19 protein-coding genes are annotated in these 21,779 nt (G+C 44.9%); 13 read left to right on the top strand and 6 right to left on the bottom strand.

The window, feature by feature from the left end:
- Nucleotides 1-3 precede the first annotated feature (3 nt).
- Nucleotides 4-1,662 carry a copper resistance CopC/CopD family protein gene (locus AC58QC_RS21710; RefSeq protein WP_497417162.1) on the top strand — a complete coding sequence of 553 codons (1,659 nt, stop codon included), beginning with the start codon at nt 4-6 and terminating at the stop codon, nt 1,660-1,662.
- Nucleotides 1,663-1,701: 39 nt separating this feature from the next.
- A complete protein-coding gene (locus tag AC58QC_RS21705; RefSeq protein WP_497417161.1) occupies nt 1,702-1,887 on the top strand; it encodes a hypothetical protein in 186 nt (61 codons plus the stop codon).
- Nucleotides 1,888-1,954: 67 nt separating this feature from the next.
- On the opposite strand, the gene glsA is transcribed toward AC58QC_RS21705, so the two are convergent.
- Nucleotides 1,955-2,908, bottom strand: coding sequence for a glutaminase A (gene glsA / locus AC58QC_RS21700; protein ID WP_497417160.1), 954 nt, complete (start codon nt 2,906-2,908; stop codon nt 1,955-1,957).
- 24 nt (nt 2,909-2,932) lie between these two features.
- Nucleotides 2,933-3,853 (bottom strand): aldo/keto reductase, encoded by a 921-nt coding sequence (locus AC58QC_RS21695; protein ID WP_497417159.1) that lies wholly within the window; start codon nt 3,851-3,853, stop codon nt 2,933-2,935.
- Between the two features lie 103 nt (nt 3,854-3,956).
- Between AC58QC_RS21695 and lepB the strand changes: the two genes are divergently transcribed.
- A complete protein-coding gene (gene lepB / locus AC58QC_RS21690) occupies nt 3,957-4,517 on the top strand; it encodes a signal peptidase I (protein ID WP_497417158.1) in 561 nt (186 codons plus the stop codon).
- A 55-nt stretch (nt 4,518-4,572) separates the two neighbouring features.
- Here lepB and AC58QC_RS21685 read toward each other — a convergent pair whose 3' ends face one another.
- Together AC58QC_RS21685 and AC58QC_RS21680 are read right to left on the bottom strand one after the other, a co-directional pair.
- The gene (locus AC58QC_RS21685; RefSeq protein WP_497417157.1) at nt 4,573-6,228 is read right to left on the bottom strand and encodes an MDR family MFS transporter; all 1,656 of its coding nucleotides are present in this window, start codon (nt 6,226-6,228) and stop codon (nt 4,573-4,575) included.
- Between the two features lie 26 nt (nt 6,229-6,254).
- Nucleotides 6,255-6,683 (bottom strand): MarR family winged helix-turn-helix transcriptional regulator, encoded by a 429-nt coding sequence (locus AC58QC_RS21680; protein WP_497417156.1) that lies wholly within the window; start codon nt 6,681-6,683, stop codon nt 6,255-6,257.
- Nucleotides 6,684-7,211: 528 nt separating this feature from the next.
- Between AC58QC_RS21680 and pheS the strand changes: the two genes are divergently transcribed.
- From pheS to AC58QC_RS21655, 5 genes are all read left to right on the top strand, one after another.
- Complete coding sequence (gene pheS, locus AC58QC_RS21675) at nt 7,212-8,246, top strand: phenylalanine--tRNA ligase subunit alpha (RefSeq protein WP_497417155.1); 1,035 nt, start codon at nt 7,212-7,214, stop codon at nt 8,244-8,246.
- A 25-nt stretch (nt 8,247-8,271) separates the two neighbouring features.
- Entirely contained in the window at nt 8,272-10,764 is a 2,493-nt protein-coding gene (gene pheT / locus AC58QC_RS21670; protein WP_497417154.1) for a phenylalanine--tRNA ligase subunit beta, read from the top strand.
- Nucleotides 10,765-10,857: 93 nt separating this feature from the next.
- The gene (locus AC58QC_RS21665) at nt 10,858-12,909 is read left to right on the top strand and encodes a hypothetical protein (RefSeq protein WP_497417153.1); all 2,052 of its coding nucleotides are present in this window, start codon (nt 10,858-10,860) and stop codon (nt 12,907-12,909) included.
- Nucleotides 12,910-12,915: 6 nt separating this feature from the next.
- Nucleotides 12,916-13,470 carry a CvpA family protein gene (locus tag AC58QC_RS21660; RefSeq protein ID WP_497417152.1) on the top strand — a complete coding sequence of 185 codons (555 nt, stop codon included), beginning with the start codon at nt 12,916-12,918 and terminating at the stop codon, nt 13,468-13,470.
- Between the two features lie 659 nt (nt 13,471-14,129).
- Nucleotides 14,130-14,744 (top strand): transposase family protein, encoded by a 615-nt coding sequence (locus AC58QC_RS21655; RefSeq protein WP_497417151.1) that lies wholly within the window; start codon nt 14,130-14,132, stop codon nt 14,742-14,744.
- Nucleotides 14,745-14,820: 76 nt separating this feature from the next.
- Here AC58QC_RS21655 and AC58QC_RS21650 read toward each other — a convergent pair whose 3' ends face one another.
- Both AC58QC_RS21650 and AC58QC_RS21645 read right to left on the bottom strand, forming a co-directional pair.
- Nucleotides 14,821-15,273: a cupredoxin domain-containing protein gene (locus AC58QC_RS21650; protein ID WP_497270087.1), complete on the bottom strand. Its 453-nt coding sequence runs from the start codon at nt 15,271-15,273 to the stop codon at nt 14,821-14,823.
- A gap of 172 nt (nt 15,274-15,445) precedes the next feature.
- Nucleotides 15,446-15,814: a phage holin family protein gene (locus AC58QC_RS21645; RefSeq protein ID WP_497417150.1), complete on the bottom strand. Its 369-nt coding sequence runs from the start codon at nt 15,812-15,814 to the stop codon at nt 15,446-15,448.
- Nucleotides 15,815-16,057: 243 nt separating this feature from the next.
- Between AC58QC_RS21645 and AC58QC_RS21640 the strand changes: the two genes are divergently transcribed.
- From AC58QC_RS21640 to AC58QC_RS21620, 5 genes are all read left to right on the top strand, one after another.
- The gene (locus tag AC58QC_RS21640) at nt 16,058-18,418 is read left to right on the top strand and encodes an endonuclease MutS2 (RefSeq protein ID WP_497417149.1); all 2,361 of its coding nucleotides are present in this window, start codon (nt 16,058-16,060) and stop codon (nt 18,416-18,418) included.
- 92 nt (nt 18,419-18,510) lie between these two features.
- Nucleotides 18,511-19,191, top strand: coding sequence for a PspA/IM30 family protein (locus tag AC58QC_RS21635; RefSeq protein ID WP_497417148.1), 681 nt, complete (start codon nt 18,511-18,513; stop codon nt 19,189-19,191).
- A 124-nt stretch (nt 19,192-19,315) separates the two neighbouring features.
- Nucleotides 19,316-19,735: a DUF350 domain-containing protein gene (locus AC58QC_RS21630; RefSeq protein ID WP_497270081.1), complete on the top strand. Its 420-nt coding sequence runs from the start codon at nt 19,316-19,318 to the stop codon at nt 19,733-19,735.
- A 138-nt stretch (nt 19,736-19,873) separates the two neighbouring features.
- Nucleotides 19,874-20,374: a hypothetical protein gene (locus AC58QC_RS21625; RefSeq protein WP_497417147.1), complete on the top strand. Its 501-nt coding sequence runs from the start codon at nt 19,874-19,876 to the stop codon at nt 20,372-20,374.
- A gap of 124 nt (nt 20,375-20,498) precedes the next feature.
- Nucleotides 20,499-21,725, top strand: coding sequence for an MFS transporter (locus AC58QC_RS21620; RefSeq protein WP_497417146.1), 1,227 nt, complete (start codon nt 20,499-20,501; stop codon nt 21,723-21,725).
- Nucleotides 21,726-21,779: the final 54 nt, after the last annotated feature.

The following is a 21,779-nucleotide window of genomic DNA, read 5'->3' as shown; positions in this document are numbered from 1 at the left end:
GGGATGATCATGAGACAAGATAATCAACGAATGAAGATTTGGTTCCTACGACTGCCAATCGGCTTGATTGCTGTGTTGGCGATAATGCTATTTAGCGCTGTCCTTGCGCCACAATCAGCCTCTGCGCATGCCTCATTAGTGGAAGCGACTCCGGAAGCGGGAGCGAAGCTCGAAAGCTCGCCTGCTGGGGTTTCCGTCACGTTCAATGAACAATTAGATAGCGGACTTTTCTATATCAAGGTGTATGATCATAGCGGAGCTGAGATAACGAAGCGCAAAGCGACGATGAATAAAGATCAGATGGGCATCAAGCTTGATCTGCCTAAGCTCGCAGAGGGCGTGTATTTGATTAGCTATCATGTCATTTCGGCAGACGGTCATCCCGTGGGTGGAAGCTATCCGATTACGATCGGAAATCCGCCGCAGGAGGATGTTCTTGATGTGCCATCCGCTCATACGGGGCACGAACATAGCTCAGGACCGCTCACGACAAAAGGCTTGTTGCAATACGCCTCTCGTGGCCTATGGTTCCTGATGCTGCTAGCCTTGACAGGCTGGGCATTCTGGCTTCGTTTGGTGAGATCGCAAGGCGAAGAAGCGCAGAAATCAGCTTCCGCTTGGACGCTCAATCTTCAACGCGCACATATCGTTGCCCTGTTGCTGCTGATTTTTACGCATATCGAGGATCTATTGGGCGGCGGCGGTGTGAATGAAATCGTACAGCTGCTAAGCTCAACGAATATCGGGATTTCTTGGGCACTGCTTCTCGTATTATCCTTCCTAGGCTTTGTTCTAGTAGGCAGGTTGGCTTGGGTCGATGTGAGTTGGTCTTTGGCGCTATTGGCTGTCAAAAGCTTTAGCGGCCACGCGGCCTCATTTTCACCTCTGTGGGCGACGATCGGGCTCGACTTTATTCATCTTGTTGCCGCAGCTTGTTGGGTAGGCGGATTAATACTCCTCTATGCGAAATGGTGTCATAACAAGATGGATCTCGGCAGCTATATGCAGAAGTTTTCAAAATTCGCACTGATTTCGATCCTTGTTTTAACCGTTTCTGGATCCCTTTCGGTCTTGTTATTCCTGCCTAATCTGCGTTACTTGTTGTACACCAATTGGGGAATTCTCTTGCTTGTAAAAATTGGCGTGGTGGTGCTTGTTGCACTCATTGGTTTCGTAATCCGACTCTACCTGCGCAGAAAAAAAGTGAATCAATCGATCGTCTGGGTAAAGCTAGATCTGTCTCTCATGGTCGTCATTGTTGTACTTGTCGGACTGCTTACGTATATGGCGCCGATTCCGGCTAACGAGCCGCTTCAGTGGCACCAAATGGGAGAGAAGGTCCACGTTTCGGTGGATATTACGCCAAAAGTCCCAGGTAATAACACGTTTGTAGCCAAAGTTTGGTTGCCTGAGAAATCGGGTGAACCCAAGCAGGTTCTTTTGATTTTGCACAACAAGGGTGATGAGGAGATTGCACCGATTTCTGTTCCATTAACACGATTCACGGATAGTAAGGAAGAGGAGTCGTACGGTTTTGCTAAATTTAGCTACAAATCGGAAGGGCCTTACTTGCCTTTTAGAGGGAATTGGGAGTTAGAAATGCGTGTTATGGATACAGAAGATAATGAGACAGTGTATACCAAAGACTTCATTGTTTATTAAGCCAGAAATAGGCTGATTAGATTTGTGAGGAGGATGACCATGGCTTGGGTTCCAATTCTAGATAAAGACCATCTGTCAGTCAAACTAGATGACAAAGATGATTCCGCTCTAATTGAAATCAATGATGGAGGCATTTCACCGAACTATGTAACGATCCGACTGAAAGAGCATGAAGTGGATGAGTTGATCGAAGCCCTCCAACGTATCAAACAATCGATGCAATAATGGTATATGTATGAGCAAAAGAACCTTCCCCTCGACTGAGAGACAGTCACAAGGGAAGGTTCTTTTTTTAAAATAAGCTCCAGTCGAATTCTTGGGAGAGGATGCCAAGGAGATGTACACCAGCTGTACTGTTTCCCTTGCGGTTCAGCGCAGGCCCAACAAGGCCGATACCGAACTGTCCGGGCACCATCGTCAAGATACTGCCGGACACGCCGCTTTTCGCAGGCAGCCCCACATTCATCGCAAATTCGCCAGAGGCATTGTACATCCCGCAGGTAAACATGAATGTCTTGGCAATTTGCACGAAGCGCCTCGGAATGAGGCGTTGCTTGCGAATCGGATCTACGCCGTTATGAGCGAGAACGAGAGCCATTCTAGCCAGGTCTGTACAATTTACCTCAACGGAGCAATGACTGAAATAAACGCGAAGGACATCGTCCACTTCTTTGTCCAAAACGCCGTTATCCTTGAGGAAATAGGCTAAAGAACGATTGCGGTGAGCCGTATCGGACTCGGATTTGAAGACGTCTTGATTGATAGCAAGCGTTGGATTATCTGCTACATGCCTGAAGAACTGAAGGATACGATCGACCTGCTCAACCGTGCTGTTTCCCGCAATTAATGAGGAGATGGCAATCGCTCCTGCATTGATTAGCGGATTGAAAGGGATGCCAGGCTCGATAAGCTCGAGCTTCAACATGGAGTTGAAGTCATCACCCGTCGGCTCCATCCCCACCTTTGAGAACACAATCTCCTCGCCGTTATCCATGAGCGCTAGGATCAGAGAAAAAACTTTCGAAATGCTTTGCAAGGTGAAGCGGAAGTCAGAATCCCCAGAGGTTGTGATGTGCCCTTCGCTATCCATAATGCAAATGCCGAGAATATCCCCAGAAGCATTAGCTAATTCAGGGATATAGGAAGCAACTTGACCTTCCGATGTATGTGTTTTACTTATAGCAACCCATTCGTCGATGTGAGCTTGAAGCTTCTTCCAGGTTTCATCGTGCTGTCGGTGAGGCATTGCGAAGTCAGTCCTTCCTCTTCTCTAGGCTTTCCAAGCTTGCGGATGATTGTCGCTGATAAGCTCCGTTGCTGCTGCATTCGCAATTACTTGCTCAGGGTTTTTGCAGCCTGGAATAACAGAAGTGACGGCATCATGCTTCAAGCACCATGCTAATGCCCATTTAGCCATATCCATGCCTTCTGGCACTTCATTTTGCTGAATGCGCTGGGCTTCTTCTAGCTTTAGTCTGACGCTTTCCGCATCGTGACGATGACGTACATCCGTATTGCTGAATACAGCACCTGGTTTATATTTTCCGCTCAAATAACCACTTGCCAGCGGTACACGCGCGAGTACGCCAAGATCTTGATCGATACAAGACTGGAACACGAGCTCTTCCGGCGCACGATCCAACCGATTGTAGACAACCTGAATCGCTTTGGAATTCACCTTCGTGGAAGCTGCGGTCTGATGAATATTGGCATTGCTGCCGATTGATGTACCCAAGTGACGGATTTTGCCAGCCTGTACTTGTTTATCAAGCGTCGTCCATAGATCATCATTATCGAATAAAGCATCAGGTCCGGAATGGAATTGGTATAAATCAATATAGTCCGTATGTAAAGCCTGTAGTGAAGCATCAAGCTGCTTGATGACGGATTCAGCACTAAACTCATCAGTCCGTGTGAATAAATCATGGAAATGATGTCCGAATTTTGTTGCTACAACCCACTTATCACGATCGCGGCGGGATAAATAATTACCGATAAATGATTCGGAAAGGTGATCACCATAGCACTCAGCCGTATCAATCAAGTTGATACCAAGCTCAGCCGCTTGATCCAGAATCGCATCTGCTTCTGCTTGCGTATACGTTAATCCCCACTCACCGCCAAATTGCCAAGTGCCAATACCAACGATGGACACTTTCAGGTCTGTTTTGCCAAGTCTACGATATTTCATGCAGCGCACTCTCCTTTAATAGGGTATCCAAATTCATTATACAACAACATTTTATTTTAACTTAATGTAAGCTTTCCATAAATGGGTTACGGTGTAAAGAGGAATGATTCAAAATGAAAGGAAGTTGGTTCGATTGATCAAAAATTATGTGCTAAGCCTATTGAAAGAATGGGTGCCTACGATCGCATTCGCGCTCATCATTGCGCTTGTCGTCAATACCTATGTTGCACAAGCGATGACTGTACCAACCGGGTCCATGCTGCCTACTATACAATTACAAGACGAGCTGATTGTTGAGAAAATGAAGCCATTAACCGACTTTGAATTCGGCGATATCGTTGTGTTCTGGCCGCCACTTGAGGGGAATAAGGACCGCTATGTGAAGCGTCTTATTGGACTGCCTGGCGATACCATAGAAATCAAGGACGGCGCTTTATATCGCAATGGAGCCAAAGTCGATGAGCCTTATATCCAAGCACCTATGACATATACTTACCATCAGGTTACAGTGCCCGAAGGGAAGTATTTCTTCCTCGGGGACAATCGCAACGACAGCTATGATTCCCATCTGTGGCCGACAACACCTTTTGTAGCTGAAAAAGATATTATCGGTAAAGCTGTGTTTCGTATTTTCCCATTAAGTCAAATGGGTACAATCGAATAATCGTGGTATAAAAGAAGCTCCCAACCTCAGTAGAGGAAGGGAGCTTTTTCATGATTTACACGAGATGACCTGACATTTGTTTCTCATCTTCACCATCTTCGGTTTTCTTCGATTTACGGTCAGAAAGCTTGATGTTCCCAACGAAGAGCGTAAGAATCGCACCGAGGAGCACAAACACTAAGCCATAAATGAATACTTGATGAAGGGAAGTAACAAGCGCATTTTTAAGCACAGGTACCATGTGTTCCACGAACTCTTTTGGCATTTTGGCTAGCGACTCTGGAACTAGAAGTGAGGAGTACAAGGCTTGCGGATTCGTATGAATCATATCGGTCATTGAAGTGGCAAGTTCACTTGCTTCCGCGGGAAGCTGCTTCACAACGGGTTCTAGATTTTGTTCAAGCAAAACGGTTGATTTATGGTTCATGATAGCTCCGAGAATCGTCATCCCAAAGGTACCACCGATTTGACGGAAAAATTGGCTGGAAGACGTTACAACACCGAGCTCCGATTTCGGGAAGCTTTCTTGTAGAGCCAGTGTAAGAATCGGCATGACAAGACCCATACCTAAACCTAGAAGGATCATGTAACTAGATGCAATCAACTTCGTTGTAGAAATACCCATCGTGCTTAGGAATACGAAGCCTCCCGCCATAACAATCATCCCGATGAGCATTTGCTTGCGAACACCGATTTTGGCAATGAATTGACCAGATATGACGCTGGCAATAATCATCGTAATCATAAGTGGTGTCATGACGGTACCAGATGCAGATGCGCTAATACCGACGATACCTTGCATAAATAGAGGTACGAACATAATGGCACCGAACATACCAACCGCCATTAGGAAACCTACACCGTTAATGGTGGAGAAGGTTCTATTTTTGAACAAACGAACAGGAAGAATAGGTTCTTGCGCTTTTGTTTCAATGAATACGAAGGAAACTAGCGATATGACTGCAAGTACAAACAGTCCAATAATTTGCCAAGACCCCCACGGATAATCTTTACCACCAAACGTAAGAGCAAGAAGTAAGCTCACAACCCCGACGATCATAGTGATAATGCCTGGAATATCGAATTTAACTTTTCCTACTGATTTATGCTTCGGTAAGGCAATGGAAATCAAAACAACAGCTAGAATACCAACAGGCAGGTTAATGTAGAACACCCAACGCCAGTCCCAAGCATCTACGATCCAGCCCCCAACTTGTGGGCCGATAACGGAGGATAAACCAAAGATCGCTCCGAAAACACCTTGCCATTTGGCACGTTGTTTACCTGTAAATAAATCCCCGATAATAATCATGGCCATTGGCATCATAATACCACCGCCAAGACCTTGCAGACCGCGGAACAAAATGAGCTCCGTCATGTTCTGTGACATCCCACAGAGGGCTGAAGCAACGATGAAGATAATAAGTCCTGTTACATAAATGACGCGGCGACCAATCAAGTCAGCCAGTTTACCAGCGATTGGCACGATAACGGTCGATGTCAACATGTACGCTGTTGTTAACCATGTCATCAGTCCGAGTCCGCCGAATTCACCGACAATACGCGGCATCGCTGTTCCTACAATCGTACCGTCCAATGCGCCGAAAAGCATGGCGATAATCAAACCGGTCAGAAGGAGCCCGCGATTTTTGAGCTCTGGTGCAGCCGCTTCGGAGATATCCTTAGGCGCTGCTTTTTGAATGTTTTCCATGTGTGACCACTCCTTTGATGTGAAAATTAATAAAATGAAGTAAACTTTTCAAACGCATTTACGAAAATATGAAGTTCATCTGGAGGAAGCTGTGATAAACCACGTGCGATCACTTTCTTTTGCACTTCATGGGCCTTAGCAAGAACTGCGGCACCTTCTGCTGTATTTTCAACCAGTACAATGCGTCGATCTGTTTCATGATGTTTACGTATTACATGGCCACTTTGGACAAGTCGATCAATCATGACGGTGATTGCGCTTGGCTTAACGCCTAATTTATCAGCAAGATGGGATTGCTTCGGTGTGTTCTCCTTGGCGATCATTGCTAACATGAATAATTGCGGAGCTGTTAACTCTGAATTGAGTTCACTGAGGACACTTTGCGTAATCTTACGGTGAGCCAGCTCAAATGTTGTGCGGAAGCGATTGGTATAGGCTGTCAATTCATCTTCCAAGCCATAACCTCCTAACAAATTATTAGAATTGTCTAATAATTAAATGATATAATAATTAAATTGAATAACATTTAAACTATTTAAGTAAAATATATACCTGTCGAAGTATGAAGTCAATGGGATATTTCTGAAACTTTCAGAAAAGAAGGTTGGATGTACTTGCATATCCTTTGTATCTTGCATATAATAACTGGTACATATACGTGGAAATGCTTTGACGGAGAAGAGTACGCAGTGCTTCTTGACAGGGAGGGAAAGCCGTTGATTGAGAGCTGGCCCCGAGAATCAGGCTGTGGAAGTTCGCTCCCGAGCAGTCCTTTGAACAGAAGTTTTATCACTTCTCATTAGAGGGAACCGGACACATCGTCCGTTATCTGGAATGAAGTGAGACTCGTTTATTTGGCATCTGTACATAGACGAATCTAATTAGGGTGGTACCACGGCTTTTCGTCCCTTGCGAGGGAGCGGAAAGTCTTTTTTGTGTTTTCATAAAGGGCGATTCAGAGGCCTAATTCAGGAGGGATTTCGATGAAAGAGCGGTTAGAGGCTTTGAAGCAGGAAGCGCTGCAGGAGCTTAGCGGCGTAGGAAGTCAGCAGGAATTGAACGATTTACGAGTTAAATACTTAGGTAAAAAAGGCCCGTTAACCGAGGTTCTTCGCGGCATGGGCGCGTTAAGCGCAGAAGAAAGACCGGTCATCGGCCAAGTAGCGAATGATGTTCGCGCAGCCATTGAAGCTGTCATTGAAGAGAAACAAGCAGCTTACACGAAGCAAGAAACAGAGAACAGACTTCGCGCTGAAATGATCGACGTTACGTTGCCAGGACGTCCTTCACAGCAAGGTGCAGTACACCCTTTAAGTAAAGTCATTCAGGAGATTGAAGACATTTTCATCGGGATGGGATACACCGTTGCTGAGGGACCAGAGGTTGAACAAGACTACTACAACTTCGAAGCGTTGAATCTGCCGAAGGATCACCCGGCTCGTGATATGCAGGATTCGTTCTATATTACGGAAGAGATTTTGTTACGTACGCAGACATCACCTGTTCAAGTAAGAACAATGGAGAAGCGTAAAGGCGAAGTTCCGATCAAAATCATTTGCCCAGGCAAAGTATACCGCCGCGATGACGATGATGCTACTCACTCTCACATGTTTCAACAAATTGAAGGTCTGGTCATTGACCGCAACGTGCGGATGAGTGATCTCAAAGGGACGTTGCTTCAGTTCGTACAAGAAATGTATGGCCCAACGACGAAAATTCGCATGCGTCCAAGCTTCTTCCCTTTCACAGAGCCGAGTGTTGAAGTCGATGTGAGCTGTGCAATGTGTGGCGGCGAAGGCTGTCGTACATGTAAGCAAACAGGCTGGTTAGAGATTCTCGGAGCAGGTATGGTACATCCACGCGTGCTTGAAATGGGTGGCTATGATCCGAAAGAATATACGGGCTTCGCATTCGGTATGGGTGTTGAGCGTATTGCTATGTTGAAATACGGTATCGAAGATATTCGCCATTTCTATACGAATGATTTGCGTTTCTTAAAGCAATTTTTACATGTGTAAGCATTAGGAAAAGGAGGGTATAAGCATGAACGTTTCTTATCAATGGTTATCCGAATACGTGGATGTAACAGGCTTTACAGCCGAGGAATTAGCTGAAAAATTAACCCGCAGCGGGATCGAAGTGGATATCGTCGAGGATCGCAATAAAGGTGTATCAAACGTCGTTGTTGGATTTGTAAAATCCCGTGAGAAGCATCCAGACGCAGATAAATTAAGCGTATGTGTAATTGATGCAGGGCAAGGCGAAGACTTGCAAATCGTATGTGGCGCCAAAAACATTGATGCTGGACAGAAGGTTCCTGTCGCTATGATCGGTGCCGTCCTGCCGGGCGGACTTGAAATCAAACGTGCTAAGCTGCGTGGCGTAGAATCACAAGGGATGATCTGCTCCGCTAAGGAGCTTGGACTAAACGACAAGCTGCTGCCGAAAGAAATCCAAGAAGGTATCTTGGTATTACCTGAGGACACTCAAATCGGAAGCTCCATTCTTGATGTATTAGCGATCAGCGACAAAGTCATGGAGCTTGATCTGACTCCAAACCGCTCCGATTGCTTGAGCATGCTCGGCGCGGCTTACGAGATCGCGGCGATCCTTGGCCGCGAAGTTAAGCTGCCTGATGCGGAAGCTGCGCTGCGAGCGGCAGGCTCTGCCGCAGTCAAGGCTGCAGACCGCATCAGCGTAAAGATCACAGCGACTGAGCAGTGCACACACTACGCGGCTCGCCTCATCGAAGGCGTACGCGTGGGCACTTCTCCGCTGTGGATCCAGAACCGATTGATGGCTGCGGGAATCCGCCCCATCAACAATATCGTCGACATCACGAACTTCGTGATGCTGGAATACGGCCAGCCGCTTCACGCGTTCGACGCGGAGCAGCTGAATAACGGACACATCGACGTACGACTCGCCGAGGCTGGTGAGAAGCTCGTTACACTTGACGATGTGGAACGTACCCTTGAGCCGCACATGCTGCTCGTCACGGACGGCACAAAGCCTGTTGCGATCGCCGGTGTCATGGGCGGAGCTAACTCCGAAGTGACTGAGGGCACGTCGCGGATTTTACTTGAATCCGCTAAGTTCGCAGGCAGTTCTGTGCGCCGCACATCGCGCCAGCTAGGTCTACGCTCAGAAGCGAGCCTTCGCTTCGAGAAAGAAGTGAACCCGGAAGCGGTGCTTCCGGCACTGAACCGTGCTGCTGCTCTGATTGCGCAATACGCAGGCGGTAACGTCGCTGACGGCATCGTAGAAGCCGTTAGCGGCACACACAAGTCGGTCAGCATCGAGCTTGCGGCTGACCGCGTGAACAACTATCTCGGCACAGCGCTTTCCTTAGCCGAGATGGGTCAAATCCTTTCGCGCTTGCATTTCACATTCGAGCAAGCTGGCGAAGGCAAGCTGCTCGTGCATGTGCCGAGCCGCCGCGGAGACATTACGCGTGATGTCGATTTGATCGAAGAAGTGGCACGTCTCTTCGGCTATGATAACATCCCGACAACTTTAATGACCGGCGTTACAACGCCTGGGTCTTTGTCCAAGGAGCAATCCATCCGCCGCATTACACGGAATATCCTGACTCAGAGCGGATTGAATGAAGTGATTACGTACACCTTCACAAACCCTCGCTCACACGGTGGAGCAAGTGCGGAAGTGAATCAACAAGCGCAAGTAGATGCAATTCCTGGCCTTTACCCTGCGGCGAAACCAATCCCACTCGCGATGCCGATGAGCGAAGATCGCAGCCAGCTGCGTACTAGCCTAGTACCGCATTTGCTTGATGTTGTTAGCTATAATCGCAATCGTACGATGGATGATGTGGCCATTTTCGAAATCGGCAAAGCGTTCATTACAGACGAAGCGGCACTTACGGCTCTGCCGCAAGAAAAGCTATTGCTGTCCATCGTGCTGACAGGCAAACGCCGTCAAGCTCATTGGGCTCAGAAGTCAGAAGCTGTTGATTTCTATGACATCAAAGGGATTTTCGATCGTTTAGTTGGGTACCTAGGAATTAAGGGTCTAACGTATACTTCAGCAGCACCAGAGGGCTTCCATCCAGGTCGCACAGCCGAAATTCTACTGGCTTCCGCTGAGGGGCCGAAGGTTATTGGCCGAGTTGGACAACTGCACCCAACTGCGCAACAACAGCGTGATTTGGATGATACGTATGTGCTTGAAGTTGAACTGTCTCCGATCTTGGAAGCCGCTGGCGATGAGATCGTATATAAATTATTGCCGCGTTATCCGTCTATCGGACGTGACATTGCTGTTGTGGTGAATACAAGCGTTCCTGTTGGACTTATGGAGCAAGCAATTGCCGATGTTGCTGGGGAATTGTTGGAGTCCATTCAGGTATTCGATATTTACACAGGAGAGCGTCTTGGAGCTAATCGGAAAAGCGTAGCTATCGCACTCGTGTACCGTCATGCGGACAGAACCTTGCTTGATGAAGAAGTAACTGAACTCCATGCCAAAGTTGTGGCAACACTTGAACAACAATTTGAGGCGGAGTTAAGAAAATAGTGTAACTTTCCTTATAGGTTGCAGGAATATAGGCTGGTCTTATCGAAATTATTCTCGATAGGACCAGCCTTTCATCTTAAGGGAGGATTTAAAGTGACTACTGAAGATAAAACAAGAATTACTGTTGATATATATGGACACCAATATAAGCTCAAAGCAGATACAAGCACGAATCATATGAAGCGAGTTGCTGAATATGTTAATGACCAGATGTTTCGCATTGCCAAAGGCTATCCGCGCTTGGATTCGCAGCGAATCGCCGTTTTGGCCGCGGTAAACATGGCGGACGAGTGCTTCCGAATGAATGAAATTTTGGAAGAGCTTAGTAAAGTGCAAAAAGAGCAGGAAGCGACGAAAATCGCCTACGAGAAGCTAACTACCCGCTATCATGAATTGAAACAAGAGGATGACAAGAATCAAGTCCTTCTCACGGAGCAAACCGGAAAGCTTCAACAAATCGCAGAACAAGAGAAGCAACATAAGCATGAAATTCAAAAGGTCAGACAAGAACAAGAGCAAACAAATCAGCAAATGCTGCAAATGAAACAGCAGGTTGAACTAGGGAAACAACATTTAGATCAGACCAAGCAACAGCTAGACCAAGCCAAGCAGCAGCTAGATCAGTCTAAACAACAACAAATTCAAGCCAACAAGCAGCTAGATCAAGCAAAACAACAACAAGATCAAGTTAATAAACAGATTGATCAATTCAAGCAGCAGCTAGACCAGGAAAAGCGACAAAACCTGCAAGTAAAACAACTACTAGATCAAGAAAAACAACAGCATCAACAAAGTAAGCAACAACTCGAGCAAGCGCAACAGCAGAAATCACAACAGCTTCTGAAGTTGGCTGAACAGCATAAGGCTGAATTGGCTGCCATAGCGGAAACGCATCGTAAAGAAAATGAAAGCCTGCACCACCAACTGCAAGAAGAGAAAAACTCACTTATCCAGTTACATATTCAAGACAAAGAAAGCGCTGAACTTCAGCATCAAGAAGAACTGGCGTTAGCTACCAAGCAAAGCGGTTCTGATATTGCCGGCATCCATAAGCAGTACCAATCGCAAATCGAATCGATAACCAAACAACATCAAGAGGCGCAAGCCTCCATGGCACGTGAGCATCAATCCCAACTAGCTTCCTTGAAAAAAGAGCATCAAGACGCATTGGTGAACCTTAAAGACGAGCATGAATCTGCAATATCCCTCTTGGCAGAAGAGCATCAAGTAGCATTAGCGCTAGTGGTTGAAGATCAACAAGCTGCAATTGCGCTCATGTCGGAAGAACACCAAGCAGAATTAATAGCTATTTCAGATAGTCATCTAAGTGAATTAGAGACGATTTCAAATGAATACCAAACTGAGATACAAGCAATCGCAGAGAAACTTCAAAATGAAATAGCAAATCAAACCGATGAGCATCATTTCGAGATTGCTTCCTTGACAGAGAGTCATCAGAATGAGATCGCTTCTATCGCACAGAACCATCAAAGGGAACTGAATACTATTTCAGAAAACCACCAAAGCGAACTGAATGCTATTTCAGAAAAGCACCAGAACGAATTGAGCTCTATTTCAGAGAAGCATCAAAACGAACTGGAATCGCTCTCTGAGCAACATCATAACGAATTAACGTCTAACACGACGAAACATCATAACGAAATCGCAGCCATCGTACGTGGACATCATGCTGAAGTTCATGCTATTAAACAGAAGCATCAAGCCGAACTCCAGGTTGCAGCTAGCACACATCAAGAGGATATTGACTCACTAGCTTTGCTTTATCAGGAAGAGGAAGAGGCTAAGGTTCAAGAACAACAGTCGAAATTCGAGCAACAGCTTGAGGAACAGAAAGCATCAATCATTCAGCACTATCAAGGGAAAATAGAAGAGTTGCTTGCACAAATTCAGGCTGAGCGAAATACACGTACACAACAGTTTGAAGAAGAGAAAGAACTTATCTTAGCTCGAGCTCTACAGGAAAAAGAAGAACTCCTTCAGATGAGCATGAACGACGAAGCTCACCAAGATGAGCTGCACGCTGTCAAAGAAGAATACAGGAAATTACGTGAGGAATATGCCAAGTTACAAATCGAATATAACGAATGGATTGAGCTTGTAGAAGCTGATAGCCCAGTCGGGTAGCCCTAAGTGACATTGAATACACTAGATTACGTCTTAATGTCGGTTATAGCCTTAGGGTTGCTCATTGGTTACTTTAGAGGATTTATCGCTCAAATCGTTTCCATTTCGGGCATGATCCTTGCCTATCTCGTTGCCTTTTATTTTTACAAGGACTTAGCTCCCTTATTGAAGAACGCAATATCACTACCAACGTATCAAAATTATCAAAAATATGAATTCATCGTTAAAGGCCTCAACTTAGAGGCTTATATCTTAAATGCCATTGCCTTTGCACTTCTATTCTTCGGTGTTAAGCTCTCGCTTATGATCATTGGCAGAGCATTGAATATTCTAGCCAAAACGCCAGGACTCAATGCCATTAATCGTTGGAGTGGTGCATTATTGGGGTTTGCAGAAGCGCTGCTTATCATTGTAATTGCAGTAAATGTAATGACCATCATTCCATCCGATGGCCCTCAGAAACTATTAGCAAGCTCTTCCCTTGCTCCTTATTTGATTAACGAGCTGCCGCAGGTAGCGGGTAAACTCCATGACCTGTGGAAACAAGGAATCTCCTTATAGAAACTACCGCCTTTCGAAAAGAAAGCGGTAGTTTTTTATTTATTGTAGGCGAGGGTGCAGTGGGGCAAGTATGTCGCAAAACAATTTTTCTGAAGTATCTACAACACCCATAGTAATCAGCTCTGACCAGTTGAGGTTTACTCCGTACAAAAATATAGTTCCTCGCATGCGCTTGTAAGCACATGCCCAATCGGTCCTGTTGGAGCTCATGCTCCGTATATATACAGTCTCTCAAATGCTCTTGTTAACCAGCACTCCGTAATTCCAGAAGTCCTAGTAAGTACTCACGTTGTGTCCCCCGCTGAAGTGCTCACTTCCGAAAAACCGACATAGCTCCTCGCGAGCTCCAATTTAGCGCAAGCTACTACAACTTTGAGTACGCATCAGCCTAGCCCAGCCAACGAATTTCCGGTTGATTTTAGATGGCAAGTTGTTAACCCTCACATGTATTAAATACGAACTCCTCCGCTATTTTTCTGGACAAGCAAAGAGTGATGCAGCAAGTAAAGAACGATTCGCAAAGTTAATTGTAGTTATCTCAGAAATTACAAAAATTCGAAATGCCCCTCTCAAAAACCATTTTTTTCTTTACATGGAAACAAATGTTCGATATAATAAATTATAGGAACATAAGTTCTATAGGTGAGGTGGATCTGAGAATGGATATGCATCTTATAGGTTCAATGGACGATGCTTTTCAAACAGAGGAAGATTGTGAGAAGTTCTTAATGAAAAGTCGTTGGGCTAATGGGTTCTTTTGTCCAAGATGTGACCATGATTCATTTTATAAAGTGAAGACGCGCAGCTTACTGGAATGTAAGGAGTGCCGTACACAAATATCGATAACAGCTGGTACCGTTATGCATAAATCTAAGTTACCTTTATTACTCTGGTTCAAAGCCATTCGAGTGTTGATTCAAGATGAAATGACCTATTCAATTCCATCGTTTGCAAATTTACTAGGCGTGAATTATCGAACAGCTAAGTTGATTTTAGAAAAGCTTCAACTAGCTTTGCATAAGCAATACGCACGTATGGGTAACAAAAAACATGGAAAACCAACGGAAGGGTCCTTGGAAGAAACAATTGGAGAGCAGCAGAGTGAAGTGAAAAGCGTCAAAACGAAGAAGAATACGAGTATCTTAGCAACGTTCCTGTTTAAGACTGCTAGAAACGTTAGATTTGCTGAACAAGATATGTTTAGAAAATGGATGGATGCGTTCTTCTCTGTGTATTTATATCCCCATTTTTTGCGATATTTTCAAGTTGTCTGACAGCAATGAAGCCAAATGAATATAAAAAAGCCTTATCACCAAACTCGTGATAAAGCTTTCCATACAAAAATATTAATTATTCAACGATAAGTGTTGTTTTCATATTGGCATGACCATTTCCGCACATAATGGAGCAGTTGATTGGGAATGAACCTGTTTTATCTGGTGTAAAGGTAACGGTTTTATTACCGTTGTTGAGGTTAATGTTAAACTCTTTAATGGCTGCGCCGTGAACACCTTGGGAATTATCGAGTGTAATTGTGACCGCTTCACCTTTTTTGACGCGATATTCGGTCTTATCAAACTGAAAATTTGTAGCTTTTAGGACGACTTGTTGTCCACCTGTTGCGGCTTTCGTTGTCGCAGCTGGAGAAGCAGCAGCTGTCGTTGACGCGGCTGGCGCTGTAGTAGTTTGTGCAGATGCAGCTGGTGTAGTTGTTGCTTCTGTTGTTTTGGAGTCTTTGTTTCCACATGCTGTGATGGCAATAATGACTGCTAGTCCCATCATAAGAATAGTAAGTTTTTTCATGGGTACCCCTCCGTATACATAATGATATCCTCATTATTGTACACGACCTTTTTCCAAATTACAGTGACAAACTGGTGAATACACATAGAAAAGATCGGCCCGGCGAGTAAGAACGCTGCAGGCCGATCTTTTTGGGCTTTACCTTGGCTGTCAGTTATAGAAACTGACAGGTTTATCGACGATCTTCTCTGCCCGTGATCCCTTGTTCGAAAGGGGTTTTCACTGGAATGAATAAGTCGATGATCCCAATGACTAAAGCAGCTAAAATGGCACCTATCATGCTCGTAGACACATTGGTCACTACAAATTGAGCGGCCCAAATGACTAGTGCGCTCACTATAAACCCTACGATACCTCTGCCAAACGGAGTGATTTGTTTGCCGAAGATCCCTTCAATGACCCAAGCCGCGATCGCGATGACCAGCGCCAAGAAAAAGGCACTCCAAAAACCACCGACCTTAAACCCTGGGACTAGCCAGCTTACAAACATTAAAACCAAAGCTGAAACAATAAACCTTACCAGATGTCCAAGAAGATGCATGTCCCGTGAACCTCCTTCTTTCTGTCATGGAAAAGCATCCATTGACAAGAATCGATTTTTTGACGCAATTGCTTTGATAGTGACGATTTGCAATTCCTTTGGCAGAGGAGTAGATGCACAACTTAGTGTATCCAAAATTGTGATATTTATGGTGGGCAGAATCTTCCATATAATCATTGTCTCCATAGCTAATCGGGTTCAAATTGGTTTATAATATAGGGTAGAGAAAAGAGGTTGGGAACTTTGAATCCGAAAATAATAAAAACATTAGAATATCAGAAGATTTTACATAAAGTAGCTAATCATGCGTCCACATCACTTGGAAAAGAAGCGGCGGAGAAGCTCGAGCCCAAAGGGGATTTTGAACTCGTCAAGCTGCGCCTGCAAGCCACGGACGAGGCTGTGAATGTAGAGCGCTTAAAAGGAAATGCCCCTTTTGGTGGAATCAGAGATATTCGCTCTCCTTTACATAGGGCTCGTATTGGTGGGATGTTGAATCCTACAGAATTACTGGAAATTTCAACGACGATGTTTGGAACACGTAGGTTAAAGAGATTTGTTCTCGCTGCTCATGAGGAATATGCAATTCCGATGTTGAAATCGCAAGTGGAATTGCTAACAGAAAACAAACAATTAGAAGATAAAATTAATAGCTGCATAGATGAAAACGCGGTTGTTGTTGATGGAGCAAGTCCTGAACTAGGGCGAGTTCGAAGTGAGCTTCGCACTGGTGAAGGAAGAGTTCGCGAGAGATTGGAGCAGATGATCCGTAATTCTTCTGTTCAAAAGATGCTTCAAGATGTGCTCATTACGATTCGGAATGACCGGTTCGTAATTCCAGTGAAATCGGAATACCGCTCCAGCTTTGGCGGGATGATTCATGATCAATCGGCTTCTGGTGCGACACTTTATATAGAACCTGATGCCATCGTGCAATTAAATAATAAAATTCGTGAGCTCAAATTTAAAGAAGAAGCTGAAATTGAGAAAATTTTGAGAGCACTGACTGAGCTCGTTGCCGAACAAGTGGAAGTGCTTGTTTTGGATGTTGATCAGTTGACAGAGCTTGATTTTACTTTTGCCAAAGCGGGTTTAGCAAGAGAGTTAAAGGCAACTATGCCAAGATTGAATGACCGCGGCTTTATCAAAATTAAAAAAGGAAGACATCCGCTAATTGCTGCCGATGCCGTTGTACCCCTGGATTTGGAGCTGGGCAATGACTTCTCTCAAATTATTGTAACGGGTCCAAACACAGGCGGTAAGACGGTTTCCCTTAAAACAGTTGGTCTTTTAAGTCTGATGGCGATGTCGGGGCTGTTTGTTCCAGCCGAGGAAGGCACGCAATTGTGTGTGTTCGATGCTATCTATGCGGATATTGGCGATGAACAAAGTATCGAACAAAACTTAAGTACTTTTTCCAGTCATATGACGAATATCATTAGCATTTTACGGGATATGACGCCTAAGAGCTTAGTATTGCTTGATGAGCTAGGGGCGGGAACGGATCCAGCGGAAGGATCTGCATTGGCGATCTCGATTTTGGATTACATTCATCAAATTGGTTGCCGCATCATCGCAACAACGCATTATTCCGAACTTAAGGCGTATGCTTATCAAAAGCCAGGTACGATTAACGCAAGTATGGAGTTCGATATTCAAACGCTTAGCCCGACTTATCGTTTATTAGTTGGTGTACCTGGGCGTAGTAACGCGTTCGCGATTGCCGAGCGGCTTGGACTATCACGACGTATTATTGATCACGCTCGCACACAAGTGGGTGAGGAAGATCAACGCGTAGAGTCCATGATTGCTTCCTTAGAGGAGAATCGTCTGATCGCAGAAACGGAGCGAAACGCTGCAGAAGAGCTGCGAAAAGAAGCGGAAGCGATGCGCAAATCGCTGGAAGCCCAACAGCTTAAATTCGACGAGCAGCGTGATAAGCTGCTAGAAAAAGCAGAACGAGACGCACGCGAGGCTGTTCTCAAAGCTCGTCGCGAAGCGGACGAAGTGATTGGCGATTTGCGCCGCATGGCACAAGAGGAAGCGGGTGGGGTTAAGGACCACCGCCTAGTGGAAGCGAAGCGGCGTCTTGATCAAGCGACGCCAGAGCTGCGCAGCAAGCAAGTTCGCGCATTGAAGAAGCGCCCAGAGCAGATTGAAGCAGGCGATGAAGTGCGAGTCATTTCATTGGGACAAAAGGGTCACGTTGTCGAGCTGGTGGGAACAACCGAAGCTAATGTTCAGCTAGGCATTATGAAAATGAAGGTGCAGTTATCCAATCTAGAGAAAACAGGTAACGCACCGCAGGCCAAACAACCCCAAAAAACGGCAACCACGCTTAAGCGTACTCGTGATGACAATGTTAAAATGGAATTGGATATGCGCGGCATGAACATGGAGGAAGCATTAATCGAGGCAGATCGATTCTTGGATGAGTCTTTCTTGAGTAATTTTGGGCAAGTGTATTTAATCCATGGCAAAGGTACAGGTGTGCTTAGAACAGGAATGCAAGATTATTTGCGCCGTCATAAGCATGTGAAGAGCTACCGGATGGGGAATTACAATGAAGGTGGAGCTGGGGTTACAGTTGTCGAATTGAAATAAGTTTTAAATTTTTCAACCTTTTTGAAACTCATTCTTTGGTGTTACGTATGAAATAGGTATAAAAGAGTAATAAACCTTAGGAGGAATTTTAGATGGGAATTTTCAAAAGACTTCGTGATATGACTATGGCTTCAATCAATGATTTATTGGATAAGGCAGAAGATCCTGTCAAAATGTTAAATCAGTTTTTACGTGATATGGAAGAAGATATCATGGAAGCGGAAGCTGCAGTAGCGAAGCAAATTGCGATCGAGAAGAAATTCAAATTGCAATTTGAAGAGTCTGAAGAGATGGTAACGAAACGTACAGAGCAGGCTATGAAAGCTCTTGAAGCAGGGAATGAAGACTTGGCCCGCCGCGCACTTGAGGATAAGAAAGAGCATCAAGGTCGTTATGATGAATTGAAACGCCAATATGATCTTGCCAAAACAAATGCGGATCAGCTTCGTGCGCAATTGACTGAGATGAAAGACGAGTTCACAAAAATGAAGAACAAAAAGGATTTGTTAATTGCTCGCGCTGAAACGGCGAAAGCACAAAAACAAATCAACCAGGCGATGTCTGGCTTTGGTACTGACAACGCTGCTAAAGGCTTCGATCGCATGAGCGAAAAGGTTCTTCAAATGGAAGCTGAAGCGCAAGCAAGCGGAGAAATTCGTGCTAAAAACCGCAGCTTAGACGATGAGCTAGATAGCTTAGGCGGAAGCAGCAGCGGAATCGATGATGAGCTAGCAGCTATGAGAGCAAAGCTTGCTGAAAAAAAACAATCCTAATGTTATACTAGTTGTACCTGCGAGAGACTGAGTCATACTCAGTCTCTACTACCATATATAGGGATTAAGGGATCTTTAATCGAAATTAAAGTCTCGACTTGTGTAAAGGAAGGCAGGAGATGATATGAACGAAGAGGTGGATGTCTTGTTAAGTAACCCGTATTTATCAACGCTTGCATTTTTTGCTGTAGCAGTAGTCGCGTTAGTTGTTTTTCTTACCATCTTTGAAATGGTTACGAAATATGACGATTGGGCTGAAATTAAAAAAGGTAATTTATCGGTAGCCATGGCAACGGGTGGGAAAATTTTTGGGATCTGTAACTTGTTCCGCTTTGCCATTTTAAACAATGACACCATGATTCACTCTCTCGTTTGGGCTGGCTATGGCTTCGTGCTGTTGTTGGTTGCATACTTTATTTTTGAATTCCTCACACCTTACTTCAAAATAGATGAGGAAATTAAGAAAGATAACCGCGCGGTAGGCTTCCTGTCCTTAACGCTATCTGTCTCCTTATCCTATGTGGTCGGAGCATGTGTAACTTAGTATCATACATAGTCTTGGAGGCTTGAGAAATGAAATACCTGTGGGGGACCTTGTTTGCTATCGCACTTGTGTTTGTATCAGCAGGGGTTTATTATGTATGGAAATATGCATGAATGCAATTAGGTGGAGGATTTCGCAATGAGCAGCAATGAAGAAGTTGTGTGTCCGTGGTGCCAAACAGAAATCGTTTGGGATCCGGAAATCGGACCTGAGGATGAGTGTCCACACTGTTTTAATGAATTGAATGACTACCGCAGTATAGATTTGAAGGTCAAACAGACGGGTCAAAAGCTGCGTTTCAATGAACAAGAATACGCTGAATCCGATGAGGATTTATCATTGGCTTGGGATGACTCTGATGAACCGCTTGATAAGTATGGCGAGAAGGTTCAACAATTGACCGATGAACAGGAAGAAGCGCCAGAGTGCTCGAATTGTCATGAATTCCTGCTCCTTGCTGGAACGGAAGTGACGAGTGAAGCTTCCTTCACGCCTAGTATTCCTAAGACGTTAGGAAGTGCATTCCTAACAGGTCCTTTCACGACAGATGTTTATGTGTGCCCATCCTGTTTCCGGGTGGAAAAAGTGCTTTCGGATACCGACCGTTTACTGATGGTGGAACGAATCAAATCGGAATAATAACGTTTGAGATGGAACCGAGTCCTGATGGATTCGGTTTTTTTGCGTGCACTCGCCTCATATTTTCACTCCAAAGGGGAAGCTTAACAAGAGCCAATATTCACTCTAAGGTAGGAGGAGGAGTATGCAAAGTAATCAAACGAATAAGAAAAGCAAAGGGAAGCTGGATGCTCAAGCGATCCTTTTGCTTATTGTTCATGCGTTATTCGGTGGAGCGAATGCTTTATCAGGTACATTTGTCGGCGTTTATTTGTGGAAAGCCAAAAATGATTTTACCCTAATTGGCTGGTTTACGTTAACGACTCATTTGACCATGGCGATTACCTTTTGGTTAGCAGGCAAGTGGGTGAAAGAACACAACAAGATGAATTGTTTGCGCATTGGTGTTTCCATTTCAGCGTGTTTCTACATGCTGGTACTCTGGATGGGGACGAGCAGCGTCCACTATTTCGTTTGGCTGGGATTAGTACAAGGGATCTCCGTAGGCTTGTTCTGGATTGCCTTCAACGTCGTTTACTTTGAAGTAACGGATCCAGACAACCGAGATCGATTCAATGGTTGGGTTGGCCTTCTAGGCGCAGGTGCGGGCATCATTGCTCCGTGGATTTCAGGTTTACTTATTGTTAGTTTAGGCGATGGAGCAGGGTATCGACTCATCTTTTCAATTTCACTAGGCATATTTGTGTTAGGCGTTGTGATTAGTTTTTTTCTGAAAAAGAGAAAATTAAGCGGAACTTACGAATGGCTGCTGCCGCTGCGTATACTTAGACAACCTGAAACGCCTTGGAAGCGAGTAAGTCTGGCATTACTTTTTCAAGGAGTACGCGAGGGTGTATTTGGTTTTATGATTGGGTTACTGGTGTACATATCCACGTCAAGTGAAGCAAGCTTAGGAAATTTCGCTCTAATTACGTCATCCGTTGCGCTAGTTAGCTTCTGGGCAGCAGGTCGATTCATTCGGCCATCTTTCCGCAAAATGAGTATGTTCATTGGCTCGGTTATGGTAGTTCTCGTGATACTGCCGTTCTTTTGGAAGGTAACATACAGTACTTTACTGATGTTTGGGATAGGGTCTGCCCTCTTTTTCCCAATGTACTCAATACCTATGATTTCAGTTGTCTTTGATTTAATCGGATCCGATGATGAGAGTGCAAAGCAAAGAGAGGAATACATTGTCCTGCGTGAGCTGTCACTGAATGTGGGACGCGTATGCGGCGTGCTGTTATTTATATGTGTGATCTCTTGGAGCAAAGAGCCGATAGTAATCAATGTGCTGCTATTGGTAATCGGAAGCTCGACTTTCTTCTCTTGGGTGTTCATTAGAAATCAGTTGCCCTCAGCCAAGTCTTGACAGGGACTAGGTTTCCACATGAAAATGTGAGTAACAGAATTGTGGAATGAGGAG

The organism is Paenibacillus sp. J22P51, from assembly GCF_059692215.1.
Note: the sequence above shows the minus strand (reverse complement) of the source record. Positions and strands in the feature narration are given on the sequence as shown.